General features: G+C 61.5%; 12 protein-coding genes. 8 read left to right on the forward strand and 4 right to left on the reverse strand.

Going from position 1 to position 14,426, the window contains the following annotated elements:
• Positions 1-585 (reverse strand): methionine ABC transporter ATP-binding protein (locus B3873_RS13720; protein WP_286866693.1); only part of this gene is annotated, 585 nt, incomplete at its 3' end.
• Between the two features lie 419 nt (positions 586-1,004).
• On the opposite strand from B3873_RS13720, the gene B3873_RS13725 reads away from it, so the two are divergent.
• From B3873_RS13725 to B3873_RS13735, 3 genes are all read left to right on the forward strand, one after another.
• Positions 1,005-1,247, forward strand: coding sequence for a type II toxin-antitoxin system Phd/YefM family antitoxin (locus tag B3873_RS13725; RefSeq protein WP_034333913.1), 243 nt, complete (start codon positions 1,005-1,007; stop codon positions 1,245-1,247).
• Entirely contained in the window at positions 1,244-1,501 is a 258-nt protein-coding gene (locus tag B3873_RS13730) for a type II toxin-antitoxin system YoeB family toxin (RefSeq protein ID WP_121044516.1), read from the forward strand. The genes B3873_RS13725 and B3873_RS13730 overlap by 4 nt, the downstream gene beginning before the upstream one ends.
• Positions 1,502-1,728: 227 nt before the next feature.
• Positions 1,729-2,937, forward strand: coding sequence for a porin (locus B3873_RS13735; protein ID WP_286866694.1), 1,209 nt, complete (start codon positions 1,729-1,731; stop codon positions 2,935-2,937).
• A gap of 253 nt (positions 2,938-3,190) precedes the next feature.
• Here B3873_RS13735 and groL read toward each other — a convergent pair whose 3' ends face one another.
• Complete coding sequence (groL, locus tag B3873_RS13740; RefSeq protein ID WP_286866696.1) at positions 3,191-4,840, reverse strand: chaperonin GroEL; 1,650 nt, start codon at positions 4,838-4,840, stop codon at positions 3,191-3,193.
• Between the two features lie 143 nt (positions 4,841-4,983).
• A complete protein-coding gene (groES, locus tag B3873_RS13745; RefSeq protein ID WP_008115200.1) occupies positions 4,984-5,274 on the reverse strand; it encodes a co-chaperone GroES in 291 nt (96 codons plus the stop codon).
• Between the two features lie 385 nt (positions 5,275-5,659).
• Between groES and B3873_RS13750 the strand changes: the two genes are divergently transcribed.
• The 5 genes from B3873_RS13750 to B3873_RS13770 all read left to right on the forward strand — a co-directional run bounded on the left by B3873_RS13750 (position 5,660) and on the right by B3873_RS13770 (position 13,690).
• On the forward strand, positions 5,660-7,771 hold the full coding sequence (locus B3873_RS13750; protein ID WP_286866702.1) for a TonB-dependent receptor family protein: 2,112 nt from the start codon (positions 5,660-5,662) through the stop codon (positions 7,769-7,771).
• 626 nt (positions 7,772-8,397) lie between these two features.
• A complete protein-coding gene (locus tag B3873_RS13755) occupies positions 8,398-9,543 on the forward strand; it encodes a branched-chain amino acid ABC transporter substrate-binding protein (RefSeq protein WP_039789964.1) in 1,146 nt (381 codons plus the stop codon).
• 170 nt (positions 9,544-9,713) lie between these two features.
• Positions 9,714-10,226: a sigma-70 family RNA polymerase sigma factor gene (locus B3873_RS13760; protein ID WP_209532205.1), complete on the forward strand. Its 513-nt coding sequence runs from the start codon at positions 9,714-9,716 to the stop codon at positions 10,224-10,226.
• Positions 10,227-10,254: 28 nt separating this feature from the next.
• The gene (locus tag B3873_RS13765; RefSeq protein ID WP_286866705.1) at positions 10,255-11,199 is read left to right on the forward strand and encodes a FecR domain-containing protein; all 945 of its coding nucleotides are present in this window, start codon (positions 10,255-10,257) and stop codon (positions 11,197-11,199) included.
• A gap of 106 nt (positions 11,200-11,305) precedes the next feature.
• On the forward strand, positions 11,306-13,690 hold the full coding sequence (locus B3873_RS13770; protein WP_286866707.1) for a TonB-dependent receptor: 2,385 nt from the start codon (positions 11,306-11,308) through the stop codon (positions 13,688-13,690).
• 150 nt (positions 13,691-13,840) lie between these two features.
• On the opposite strand, the gene B3873_RS13775 is transcribed toward B3873_RS13770, so the two are convergent.
• The coding region (locus tag B3873_RS13775) for a LysR substrate-binding domain-containing protein (RefSeq protein ID WP_286866708.1) at positions 13,841-14,426 on the reverse strand (586 nt) is incomplete at its 5' end.

The raw sequence follows: 14,426 nt of genomic DNA on the forward strand, positions 1-14,426 counted from the left end.
GTGCGTGATCAGCACGATGGTCAGGCCCAGCTCCTTGTTGATCTTGCGCAGCAGCTCGAGGATGGAGCGGGTGGTTTCCGGGTCCAGCGCCGAGGTGGCTTCGTCCGAGAGCAGGACCTTGGGATCATTGGCCAAAGCGCGGGCGATGCCCACGCGCTGCTTCTGGCCGCCGGAGATCTGTGCCGGATAGCGATCGCGCAGGGCGGTCAGGCCGACCAGCTCCAGCAAGGGTTCGACCTTGGCGGCGATCTCCGACTTGCTCTTGCCGGCCAGTTCCAGCGGCAGCGCGATGTTGTCGTAGACGCTGCGCGAGGAGAGCAGGTTGAAGTGCTGGAAGATCATGCCGATGCCACGGCGCGCTTCGCGCAGCTGGGAGGACGACAGCGAGGTCAGGTCCTGGCCATCGAGGACGATACGTCCGGAAGTGGGACGGTTCAGCAGGTTCAGGGTGCGCACCAGGGTGCTCTTGCCCGCGCCGCTGCGGCCGATGATGCCGAAGATCTCGCCCTTGCGGATCGACAAATCGACATTGCGCACCGCTTCGACATTGCCGAACCGCTGGGTGACAGCTTGTATTTCGATCATGATGGAAAAGAAGAATGGCAGCGGCCCCCGGGTGCCGACGCCAGCGCGGCATCGTGGGACGCTGCGGGCGGGTCAGGACCTCAGGTCTCCACTGCCATCAATATTTTTATAAGAAGGCGCTATTTTAAGGCGGCAAGGTTATATAGGGAAAATAAATTTTCGCCTATGCATATAACTGGCGCGTCTTAGCATGCGGCGGGAACCCTTGTGCAGAGCGGCTTTGCGGGGCGATTTTCGCAGGGAGCCGGTCCGGGGGAGCAGCGCTTGACTCGATGTTGAGCGAGAAAGTTGTCGAATAAGTTTTGTCGTTCACCTCATTTTTTCACTGAATCCCATCAGTGGCGATGCCAGGGCTTATCTTCCTGAATTTTTTGTCCGGCGTGCTGCAGCGCGCCGGATCCAGCCCCGGAATCCTCCCCATGTATGCCTTTCCCGTCACTGACCTGGCCGAGCGCCTCGACGCGCTGCTGGAGCTGGCCGATATCGATGAAGTCATCCTCACCCGAGCGGGTGCCGACAACCTGGTGCTGGTGCGCGAACCGGTCTGGCGCGGGGTGCAGGAAGCCCTGCATCTGCTGGGCAACGATCTCAATGCCGAACGCCTGCTATGCAGCCTGTTGCAGCTGCGCGCCGAACTGCTGCCGCTGAAGGAGCAGCCTTGACCCCGCTCTGGATGACCCCGCTGGCGCGCGAGGACCTGGCCTGGTGGCGTCGCCATGACCGCCGGGTTGCACGTCAATTACTTCATTTGATGCGACGACTAAGTGAAGGAGCTTGCATTCCATCGGCCCGCCGGGTGGCCTTGCCCCTGCGCTTGCCCGGACTTTACGCGGTGCGCGTGCAGGGTGAACACCGGCTCGTCATCGAGTTGGTGGCGGGCAGGCTAGTGATTCATCAGTGCCGGTTTCATTACTGATGGACAACAAAATGCGCTGACCTCTATGCGCGACATTGGTTGCTATAAAGCTACAGAAAAGTCTTATAAAGCATAGCAAATCAAGGAATGATTCATTTGAGAAATAAAAGTCGGTTTAGATTTGCCGTGACTTCTTGATGTTTCTTTCGGAAGCCTGGGTGGTGCCCTCGTCGCAAGGTGATGTCCACCCTCCAATCAACAGCAATCAAACCACTACGGAGTACTCTATGAAAAAGTCCATCCTGGCCCTGGCCGTGCTGGCTGCCTTCGGCGGCGCGGCGCACGCGCAGAGCAGCGTGACCATCTACGGTGCGGTCGACGCCAGCCTGTCCTACACCAACAAGATCTCCACCGGCGGCAAGGATACGGGCGGCCAGATGGCGCTCGATTCCGGCCTGATGAAGGGTTCGCGCCTGGGCGTCAAGGGCGTGGAAGACCTGGGCGGCGGCATCAAGGCGCTGTTCACCATCGAGAACGGTTTCAGTGTCGATACCGGCGAGGCGGGCCAGGGCAAGCTGCTGTGGGGCCGTCAGGCGACCGTGGGGCTGTCCGGCAACTTCGGTACGGTGCTGGCCGGTCGCCAGAAGGATGTGTTGGATGACGTGGGCAGCATTACCTCCCCGGGCGACTTCGGTGGCGTGGTCAGCCGTGTTCATTCGCTGAACCTGGATCGTACCAACGGCGAGCGCGTCAACAACTCCATCCGCTACAACACCCCGAACTTCAACGGTTTCACCGGTAGCGTCATCTATGGCTTCGGTGAGCAAGCCGGCAATACCGGTGCCGGTCAGTCCTTCGGCCTGGGCGGTACCTATGCCAACGGTCCGCTGAACATCGGCCTGGGCTACTTCCAGAGCAAGATGGGCGGCAAGTCCGCCAGCGATGTCAACGGCGCGGCAGCCTGCAACGGTGGCGGCAAGTATGGCGATACCTGCCTGAAGACCTGGACCCTCGCTGCTGCCTATCAGTTCGGCCCGGCGCGTGTGTATGGTTCGTATTCGCGCGTGAAGCTGCCGCTGACGGCAGCGCGTCGCAGCTTCGATCCGAAGTTCGACAGCTTTGCCGCCTGGACCGATCCGAACAAGAAGATCGAGCGCTACGATGCTCTCGAGAAGGGCGACTACACCATCGGCGGTGCCAACAACGAGTCGAGCCAGACGCTGGACCTGGGCGTGAACTATCGGATCTCGCCGTCGCTGTCCTTGATCAGTAGCCTGCAATACACCCGTGCCAAGTTTGTCCGCACCGTCGATGGCCGCATGGTGCAGATCAACCTGGGTGCCAAGTATGACCTGTCCAAGCGCACTTCTACCTATGCCGTCATCCGCAACCTGCGTACGTCCGACATGTACAGCGTTGGCCTGGCCAGCGACCGCGTACCAGGTAGTGATCGCAGTCAGACCGGCATCAACGCCGGCCTGATCCACACCTTCTAAGTTCTGGCACTGCATCGGGCTCGTGGGAGCCCGATGTTTTGGCCCGCATCTGCAAGGATGCGGGTCTTTTTTTATGCAGAAGCCTTTGTGAGGTTGATGCTCGGTCAACTCAGCTGCGCGAGCTCGGAGAGGAGGCCTTGCACTCCGGCTCCGCTCCGATCGCCGCCCAACAAAAAACCCGCATCATCGCTGATGCGGGTTTTTCACTTGCAGCACAGGTCATGCAATGCATGGCCCGCAGCCGGAAGGCCAATTACATCATGCCGTCCATGCCGCCCATGCCGCCCATACCACCCATGCCGCCAGGCATGCCGGCCGGCTTGTCCTCGGTCACTTCGGCCACCAGGGCGTCGGTGGTCAGGATCAGGCTGGCCACGGAGGCAGCGTTTTGCAGAGCCGAACGGGTCACCTTGGCCGGATCCAGCACGCCCAGTTCCACCAGGTCACCGTAGGTGCCGTTGGAGGCGTTGTAGCCGAAGTTGCCCGAACCTTCCAGCACCTTGTTCACCACCACCGACGGCTCGTCGCCGGCGTTGAAGACGATCTGGCGCAGCGGCTCTTCGATGGCGCGCAGCACGATCTTGATACCGGCTTCCTGATCCGGGTTGTCACCCTTCAGGTCCTTGACGTTGGCGCGAGCGCGCAGCAGGGCAACGCCGCCGCCAGGCACGACGCCTTCTTCGACAGCAGCGCGGGTAGCGTGCAGGGCGTCTTCGACGCGGGCCTTCTTTTCCTTCATTTCGACTTCGGTGGCAGCGCCAACCTTGATCAGTGCAACACCGCCGGCCAGCTTGGCCACGCGCTCTTGCAGCTTTTCACGGTCGTAGTCGGAGGTGGCTTCGCCGATCTGGGTGCGGATCATTGCCACGCGTGCTTCGATGCCAGCGGCTTCGCCGTTGCCGTCGATGATGGTGGTGTTTTCCTTGCCGATTTCAACGCGCTTGGCTTGGCCCAGTTCAGCCAGAGTAGCCTTTTCCAGGGTCAGGCCGACTTCTTCGGCGATCACTTGGCCACCGGTCAGGATGGCGATGTCTTCCAGCATGGCCTTGCGGCGGTCGCCGAAACCAGGAGCCTTGACGGCAGCGGTCTTCAGGATGCCACGGATGTTGTTGACCACCAGGGTAGCCAGGGCTTCGCCTTCGACGTCTTCAGCCACGATCAGCAGCGGACGGCCCGCCTTGGCGACTTGTTCCAGCACCGGCAGCAGGTCACGGATGTTGGAGATCTTCTTGTCGAACAGCAGGATGAAGGGATTGTCCAGAGCGACGATCTGCTTCTCTTGGTTGTTGATGAAGTACGGCGACAGGTAGCCACGGTCGAATTGCATACCTTCGACGATGTCCAGTTCGTTTTCCAGCGACTTGCCGTCTTCCACGGTGATGACGCCTTCCTTGCCGACCTTTTCCATGGCCTTGGCGATGATGTCGCCGATGTCCGCGTCGGAGTTGGCCGAGATCGAGCCGACTTGAGCGATTTCCTTGGAGGTGGTGGTGGGCTTGGCCAGGTTCTTCACTTCACTGACGATGGCGGTGACAGCCTTGTCGATACCGCGCTTCAGGTCGGTCGGGTTGAAGCCGGCGGCGACGTACTTGAAGCCTTCGCGCACGATGGCTTGAGCCAGCACGGTGGCGGTGGTGGTACCGTCACCGGCGTTGTCGGAGGTCTTGGAAGCGACTTCCTTGACCAGCTGGGCACCCATGTTTTCCAGCTTGTCCTTCAGTTCGATTTCCTTGGCGACGGAAACGCCGTCCTTGGTCACGGTCGGGGCGCCGAAGCTGCGCTCCAGCACGACGTTGCGACCCTTGGGGCCCAGGGTGACCTTGACTGCGTTGGCCAGGATGTTGACGCCGTTGACGATCTTGGCGCGTGCTTCATCGCCGAAAATAACTTGCTTTGCTGCCATGTTGGATTCTCCAGAAATTCGGTTCAGTTCATGTCGCCGGGCTCGGGCCTGAAGGTTCAGGGAGCGCCGGTTGCTGTCTTGTTGCCGATGGCCTTCACGTTTTCTCTATCTATATAGAAGGAAAAGGAAGGCCGGATGCCGAATTACTTCTCGACGACGGCGAACAGGTCTTCTTCGCGCATGACCAGCAGTTCCTGGCCATCGATCTTCACGGCCTGGCCGGAGTACTTGCCGAACAGAACGCGGTCGCCGACCTTCACGGCCAGTTGGCGGACCTTGCCATCTTCCAGGATCTTGCCGTTGCCGACGGCCAGGACTTCGCCTTGGTCCGGCTTTTCGGTCGCTGCGTCAGGCAGAACGATACCGGAAGCAGTCTTGGTTTCCTGGTCGAGGCGCTTGACGATAACGCGATCGTGCAAAGGGCGAAGATTCATGAGAACTCCTTAATTTTCAATAAGTTAGCATTGATTGCGGCGATGCCTGCAACGGTTTTCTTCCAAATGCAGCAGACGTCACCGCATGAAAAAGGGGATTGCGCCCGGCGGCGCTGTTAGCACTCTGCCGTGACGAGTGCTAAGTATAGGGATGGGTTGGGGAATTTTCAAGGCGTCAATTGCCGTGTTTGCGCGCCTGGTCTGCGCAGCGGCACTCAAAAAAATTCGAGGTCAGTTAAGAGAAATGCAGGCATGGCTCTGAATATGTAAAAAATAGAATGCGAATCATTATTATTGCGGCTCTTTCGGATCAGTCCGGAAGAGCCTTTTTTTATAAGAAATGAACGGCGGAGGTTCGCCCGTATTTTTATTGGACCGAAATGTAATGAAGAACAATCAGGCCCCTTTCAACCATGCACGCGATCTGCGTATCGCCACTTCAACCCTTGCCTCGCTCGTGATGCTCGGCTTCCCGCTGGCCGGCATGGCGCAGCAGTCCGCGGCGCCCGAGGGGCAGTCCGGGCTGGAGCCGATCCAGGTCAGCAGCGACTGGCTAGGCACTGGCCTGGAGAGCAGCGTGAAGACCTATCCCGGTGCCCGCACCGTGCTAAAGAAGCAGGAGATCGACAGCACCGGCGCCGTCAGCATCGGCGAGGTGATGCGCCGCATTCCCGGCGTGCAGTCCAGCGACAGCGCCGGTACCTCCGGCAGCGCCATTGCCTTGAACATCGGCGTGCGCGGTCTGACCGGACGCTTTTCGCCGCGCTCCACCGTCCTGCTGGATGGCATCCCCTTGTCGGTGGCGCCCTATGGCCAGCCCCAGCTTTCGTTCGCACCCCTGAGCCTGAACAACATCGAATCGATCGATGTCATCCGTGGTGGCGGCACGGTGCGCTTCGGCCCGCAGAACGTGGGCGGCATCATCAATTTCAAGACGCGCTCCATTCCCGCCAGCGAGGGCATTTCGGGTGATGCCTCGGTGCGCTACAACAGCTACGGCAAGGGTGGTGGCAATGCGCAGTACACCGCCTTTGCCGGCGGCCAGAGCGACAATGGCCTGGGCATGGCCTTCCTGTACTCGGGCCAGGACGGCAGCGGATGGCGCGACAAGAGCGATGAGCATCTCAACGATTTTGCGCTGAAGATGCGCTACGAAATTTCCCCGCGTTCCGAACTCCACGCCAAGTTCAATTACTACGATGTGCTGAGCCGCACGCCGGGCGGCCTCACCACCGCGCAGTACGCCGCCGATCCGTTCCAGAACACGCGCAGGCGCGACAACTGGAGCGGTACCCGCAAAGGCTTCGACGTCGGTTACCTCAATACGCTGTCGGATCATCAGGAGCTGGAGATCCGGACCTACTTCAACCAGGCGACCCGCCAGAGCAGCTTGATCAACGTGACCGGCGTGCGCCTCTCGCATCAGCCGCGCAACTATGAAACGCTGGGCATCGAACCCCGCTACACCCAGCGCTTCGCCTGGGGCGGCACTACGCACGATGTCACCGTGGGTTACCGCTACATCCGCGAGCGCGGGGATGACAACATCTACAACGAAGCGGTCCGCACCGGTGTGCTGAGCGGATTCACCCAGTTCCAGAACAATACCGATGCTCATGCCGGCTACATCGATGACAAGATCGCTGTCGGCAAATGGCGCATCACGCCGGGCCTGCGTTTCGAACAGGTGCGGTCAAGCCGCTACGAAATGGGCAAGAAGGATCCTTACGAGGTGGCCAACGACAAGCTGCTGCCCTCGATCAACCTGGCCTATCTGCTCACGGAGCAATTGACCCTGTTCAGCAACTACAACACCTCCTTCGGCGTGGTGCAGAATTCGCAACTCAACACCATGTCTTCCGCCAATCCGCTGTCGCCCGAACTGGCCCGGACGATGGAAGGCGGCATGCGCTGGAAGAGCGCACGGGCCTCCGCCGAAGCCACGGTGTTCCACATCAATTTTGACAACCAGATCGTGTCGGTGCAGGGAACGACTCCCAACGTCTTCCGCAACATCGGCCGCACCCAGCATGATGGCGTCGAACTGGCGATGGACTATGCCTTCGCTCCGGACAGCCCCCTGAAAGGCTGGTCGGTCTTCGCCAACTACACCTACACCCGCGCCCTGCAGAAGTCAGGCAGCAATCCGGGCAAGGACTTGCCGTTCTATGCACGCACGACCGATACGCTCGGGGTGCGCATGCAAACCGGTCCCTGGACGCTCAACCTGTCGACCACGCATCAGGGCAGACAGTTTGCCGATGAAGCAAACACCGTCGCCGAAAGCGCCGACGGCAGCATCGGAGAAATCCCGGGCGTACGCCTCTGGAATGCGCAGGCGAGCTGGAAGGTGCCGGGCAAGAAGGGATTCGACCTCACCGCGGGCGTCAACAACCTGCTGGACCGGCGCTACTTCACCCGTACCGTGGATGGCAATCTGGGCAAGCTGGTCGGTGCGCCGCGGACTCTGTATGTGCAAGGACGTTACACATTCTGACCGTACTCCGATGAACGAAATCGCGCAAAGTCCACTGCATGCATCGTTCATCTCTCCCTTCCGCAAGCAGGGCCACGAATCCGTGGCATATGCAGAATAATTCTCGCTATGCGGGAATTTGGCTGGAGAAATGAGGCTGGCACCCCCAGCCAGCCTCGTTACAAGTGCAGCTTTCTGCTATTTCCCCACCCTTATTGGTGCACTCCTTCGCATCCCGATTCAAAAAAGTGCATAAAACGTGCGATATGAATGAAGCGCCGCGTTGGCACGGAACTCGCTCTCCCAGCCGCACCATTACGGTGTATTCTGCCCGGCGGGGCGGTGTAATGGAGGAACTGCCCCGCCTGGCCTGGCGCTGCGGCCGGGCCGCTTGCCTGCTGTGGCTCCGTCCCTTTTTATCCGGCGATGCCCCTGGGGAAAGCGCCCGAGTGGCGATGCTGCAAGGCATGGCTCGGTTTTTGCAGTAGCAGAGTCCGCAAGCAAGAACCGGTCAGCGACTGGGAGGCGCTGCGGTGCTTTCCGATCAGGTTGCCGTCCACACGGCGGTCAGAATCGGTCAGCGCACATAACAAATGGCACAACGAACTGCGTTTTCAATCTTTCATTGGAAGTAATAGGAGCAATTCATGCAAAAAATCAAAATGATTCCTGTCGCTACGGCACTGGTGGCAGCGTTCTCGTTCGCAGGGGCAGCGCAGGCACAAGAGGTCATCAAGATCGGTCACGTCGCTCCTCTGACCGGTCCCAACGCACACATCGGCAAGGACAATGAAAACGGTGCCCGCATGGCCGTGGACGAACTCAACGCCAAGGGCTTCGAGATCGGCGGCAAGAAGGTCACCTTCCAGCTGGTCCCCCAGGATGACGCTTCCGATCCGAAGCAAGCCACCACCGTGGCACAGGCCCTGGTCGATGCCAAGGTCAAGGGCGTGGTCGGCCACATGAACTCCGGCACCACCATCCCGGCTTCCAAGATCTACTTCGACGCCGGCATCCCGCAAATCTCGCCCTCGGCGACCAACCCCAAGTACACCCAGCAAGGCTTCAACACCGCCTTCCGCGTGGTGGCCAACGATGGCCAGCTTGGTGGCGTCCTGGGCCGCTACGCCGTCAATGAACTGAAGGGCAAGAACGTGGCCGTCATCGACGACCGCACTGCCTACGGTCAAGGCGTGGCTGAAGAATTCCGCAAGAGCGCCCTGGCTGCCGGTGCCACCATCGTGGCCACCCAGTACACCACCGACAAGGCTACCGACTTCAACGCCATCCTGACCTCGGTCAAGTCCAAGAAGCCGGACCTGGTCTTCTTCGGCGGCATGGATGCCGTGGCCGGCCCGATGCTGCGCCAGATGGACCAGCTGGGCGTGGCAGCCAAGTTCATGGGCGGTGACGGTATCTGCACCACCGAACTGCCGAGCCTGGCCGGTGCTGGCCTGAAGGACAGCGAAGTGGTCTGCGCCGAGGCCGGTGGCGTGACCGAAGCAGGCAAGAAGCCGCTGGAAGACTTCAAGGCTGCCTACAAGAAGAAGTTCAACCAGGACGTCGTGATCTACGCACCGTACACCTACGATGCGCTGATGACCCTGGCTGATGCCATGAAGCAGGCCGGCTCGTCCGACCCCAAGGTCTACCTGCCGGTCCTGGCCAAGATCAAGCACAAGGGCGTCACCGGTGAAATCGCCTTCGACGCCAAGGGCGACATCCTGAACGGCACCCTGACCCTGTACACCTACAAGGGCGGCAAGCGTACCCTGCTGAGCGTGGTCAAGTAATTTTGCATCAAGCTTCACCTCCGGGACCGTCACGGTTCCGGCGGGAGCAGCAGTGACAAGCCCCGGCCTTCGTGCCGGGGCTTTTTCTTTCATATCGACCAAAAGCCGCATCGACCCGCCGCCGCATTTACAGATTATAATGAGACACGTTCTCATTACATCTTGCGGTCATGGCCGACCTCGCTCCCTCCCGTCCTCACGACATCGCTGGCATATACACCGGGCATCACCGGTGGCTGCTGGGCTGGCTGCGCCGCCGTACCGACAATGCCGAGCTGGCGGCCGACCTGGCGCAGGATACCTTCGTGCGGATGATGGTCTCGCGCCGCGATTTCATCGTCGATGAAGTGCGCACCCTGCTGGCCACCATCGCGCGCGGCTTGATGATCGATCATTTCCGCCGCTGCGCGCTGGAAGCTGCCTTCCTGGAAATGCTGGCGCAGATGCCCCCCGAGCACCTGCCTTCGCCCGAAGCGCAACTGCTGGTGCTGGAAACCCTCAACGAAGTCGACGCCATGCTGGCCGGCTTGCCGCCCAAGGTGCGCAGCGCCTTCCTGCTGTCGCAGCTCGATGGCCTGGCCTATGCCGAGATCGCGGCGCGGCTGGAGGTGTCGCTGAGTTCGGTGCAGCAATACATGAAGCGCGCCTTCACCGCCTGCTACCGGCTGCAATATGGGCTCTGAGCGCACGGTCCCCAACGACGACATCGTCATGGCCGCCATTGACTGGATGGTGCGGCTGCAATCGGGCAGCGCCAGCGATCATGACCACGAAGCCTGCCGCCGCTGGCGCGCCGAACAGCCGCAGCACGAGCTGGCCTGGCAGCGCCTGCAATCGCTCAGCGAGCGGGTCGCCACGCTGCCGCGCGCGCTGGCCCACGGCAGCATCGGTGCCAGCGAAGCCCGCACGCGCAACAACCGCCGCTTTGCGCTCAAGACCTTGTGCGTGGCGACCGGTGCGGGGCTGCTGGCGGCCAGTGCAGCACGATGGACTCCGTGGCAGGCCTGGATGGCCGGCTACACCACCCGCACCGGCGAGCGCCGGCGGGTGACGCTGGCCGATGGCACCCTGCTGCAACTCAACAGCGCCACTGCGGTGGACGTCAGTTTCGACGAGCAGCAGCGCCTGATCCGCCTGCATCGCGGCGAAGTGCTCATCACCACGGGACATGAAGAGCGCCCTTCCTATCGTCCCTTCCTCGTGCAGACCCGGCTGGGACAGGCACGCGCACTGGGCACCCGCTTCCAGCTGCGCGATGCGGAGGAGGGCATGCGCCTTGCCGTTTATGAGGGTGCGGTGGAATTCCGTTCGCAAAATGAGAATGCAGCCGTCCGTGTGGATGCAGGGCGCCAGGGACTGTTCGATACGCAAGGGCTGGTCGGCCGCCTCGTCGCCGCCAATGAACAGGCCATCGCCTGGACCGACGGTGTCATCGTGGCCGACCGCATGCCGCTGGGCCAACTGGTGGCCGAGCTGGATCGCTATCTCCCCGGCAAGCTGCGCTGCGATCCGGCGGTGGCCGGCCTGACCATCTCGGGCGTGTTTCCGCTCGACCAGCCGGCACGCATCCTGGCGGCCATTGCGCGGACCTTGCCGGTGCGGGTGGATACCTTCACGGATTACTGGATCACCTTGCGGCCACGTGCCGCCACCTGAGGCCGGCATGGGTATAAAACATTTTTAAAATTTTTCTGCAGGTTTTTGGATCTCGTTCGGTTTACCAGATAGCAAGCCCTCTGAAGCTCACCATCGAACGACATCCATGACCATCCGAACCCGCTTCCCCTCGCGTCCGACCCTGTCCCGACTGGCCATCCTGGCCGCCTTCGCCAGCCCCATGGCCGGTGTGCAGGCGCAAGCCACCGATGCCCAGCGCCAGACCTACGACATTCCCGCTGGTCCTCTCGACCAAAGCCTCAACAGCTTCGCCCGCCGTGCTGGCGTGCTGCTCTCCTTCGATCCCGCCATCACGCGCGACCGCCAGAGCGCGGGTCTCTCCGGCCGCTATACGGTAGCGGAAGGGTTTGCCGCGCTGCTCAACGGCACCCCGCTGCAAGCGATCCGCAACGCAGACGGCGGCTACACCGTCGCCGCACCGGCGGCCACCAGCGGCAGCAATGCCAATGCCGTCCTGCCTACTGTCACGATCACCGAAAGTGCCGACCCCACCGCGCCCTACGCGGGTGGACTGGTCGCGCGCGGCGGCAGCCTCGGCGTACTGGGCACGGCCAGCGTGATGGACACTCCTTTCAGCACCACCAACTACACCTCGCAAGGCATCGAGGATGTACAGGCGCGCGCCATCGGCGACGTCATCGCCAACGATGCCTCGGTGCGCAACACCAATGGCAATGGCGGTTTCGGCGACAGCTACCAGATTCGCGGCTTCACCATGTCAGCCAATGACGTGGCCTTCAACGGCCTGTATGGGATGGTGCCGCTCACGCGCATGCCTATCTCCATGGTCGAGCGCATCGAAGTGCTCAAGGGACCGGGCACGCTGATGTATGGCATGGGCCCGGCCGGCGGCGTGGGCGGGGCGGTCAACCTGATCCCCAAGCGTGCGCACGAAGATCCCATCTCCAGCGTCACCGCCACCTATCTTTCCAATTCGCAGTTCGGATTGAAGGCCGACCTCGGCCGCCGCTTCGGCGAGCAGCAGGAGTGGGGCATCCGCGTGAACGCGCTCTATGCCGATGGCAACACCGGCCTGTCCGGCAGCAACCAGCAGCAGAACATGGGCTCGGTCGGACTCGACTACAACGGCGGCCGCGTGCGCTGGAGCCTGGACGCCTACACCCAGCATGAAGACGCGCGCAATTTCCGTCCGCAATTCAGCATCAGCAGCCAGGTGATGCCGGAAGCCCCCTCGGGCAAGACCAACCTCTATCCCGGCACCACCCTGCAATCGGATGACAAGGCCGTCGCCACGCGCCTGGAATACGACATCAACGACCACCTGACCGCCTACGGGGCCGTCGGTTATCACGAAGCCACGTCTTCCCAGAGCTGGCCCAGCGCCACCATCCTCAACGCGGCCGGTGATACGGCTGCGCTCTACAACGGTTACTACGACCAGAAGGTCGTTTCCACTTCGGCCGACGTCGGCATGCGTGCGCGCTTCAACACCGGCGGCATCAAGCACACCGTGATGCTGGGCGTGAACATGCTGGATCAGCAGACCGATTACTTCTTCCTCTCCGAGAGCAGCAGCGTCACCTCCAACCTGTATCGTCCGGTCGCCTTGCCCGTGGTCAGCGGCGCACGCGGCGAACCCACGCCGCAGAGCCAGATCCGACTGACCAGCGTGGCGCTGACCGATACCCTGTCGCTGGCCGATGACCGCCTGCGCATCACCGCCGGCTTGCGTCGCCAGCAGGTGTATTCGCACAGCCTGGTCGATGCCACGCAGACCTCCAACAAGACCGCCATCTCGCCGGTGCTGGGCGTGGTGGTCAAGCCGGTGCAGAACGTTTCGCTGTATGCCAACTACACGGCGGCCCTGAGCGCCGGTGGTTTCACTTCAGCCAGCGACGGCAATCCCAACCAGCTCTTCCCGCCCTACAAGTCCAAGCAGGTGGAGACGGGTGCCAAGATTGACTGGGGCCGTATCACGACCACGGCAGCCGTATTTCAGATCGAGCAGGCCAATGCCAGCACCACGCTGGTCAATGGCGTGAGCACCACCACCCAGGATGGCCGCAATCGCGTGCGCGGACTGGAACTGGCGGCTTATGGCGAACTGCAGCGCGGCCTGCGTTTCAATGCCAGCGGCACCTTCTTCGATGCCAAGCAGTACCACACCGACAACGGCACCAATGACGGCAAGGATGTCGGCGCGATCCCCAACAGCAACTTCAACCTGGGACTGGATTGGGATGCGCCGTGGCTGCAGGGCCTGGCCTTGAATACGCGTGTCACCCGCACAGGCTCGATGTGGTACAGCAACGAGAACAAGCTCAAGGTGCCGGGCTGGACCCGTGTCGATATCGGTGCGCGCTACATCACCCGGGCGGCCGGGCAGGTCGTCACCTATCGCGCCAACATCGAGAACCTGTTCGACAAGAATTACTGGCTGATGCAGAACGGTTATGTGGGCACGTCATCTGGACGCACGCTGGTGCTATCCGCGCAGGTCGATTTCTGATCTGAGCACGTAGTTCACGCGCGTGAGCCATGCCCTGCTGCTGAGAAGCGGCAGGGCATTTTTTTTGAAGAAACGCCTAAAAGATATAAATGATTTATGGATTGTAAAAAGTCGGGTCGATAAAAACCTGATGAATCCATCAGGTTTTGATCAGGCCACTTTTTTATCCATCTCCCGCGCACTTTCCAGAAACACCCGCCGCAACCATTCGATCCCCGGATCATTGGTGCGATAGCGATGCCACTGCATCATCTGATGCATCTCCGCCAGCGGTAGCGGACTTTCCTTGAGCACCACCGGCAATTGCGTGGCCAGCTTGCGCGCCAGCCGGCCATGTACGGTGGCGATGCGGTCGGTCCCCTGCACCAGCGCCACGCAGGAGGCGAAGCTGAAGCTGGTGATCTCCACCCGCCGCGCAAAGCCCAGCTTGCTGGCCATCCACGCCTCCACCGAGGAGGCATTGGCACCGGGCGGCACCATGACCACATGACCGGCCTCCATGTAGCGCTCCAGCGTCAGCTTGCCCTTGGCCAATGGACTGTCGCGCCACACCACGCAGACGTGCCGTTCGCGAAATACTTCCTCCGCCGGATGATCGGGCGTGCAGAATTCCTGCGGCAGCACCAGCAAGTCCACTTCCGCGCGATCCAGCGAACGGGTCGGATCCTGCACCTGCGGCATCAGCGCAAATCGGATCTGCGGCCCTTCGGCATGCGCGCGTGCGATCACGCGCGGG

Source organism: Herbaspirillum sp. UBA812, assembly GCF_002296545.1.
Lineage (GTDB): Bacteria > Pseudomonadota > Gammaproteobacteria > Burkholderiales > Burkholderiaceae_D > Herbaspirillum > Herbaspirillum huttiense.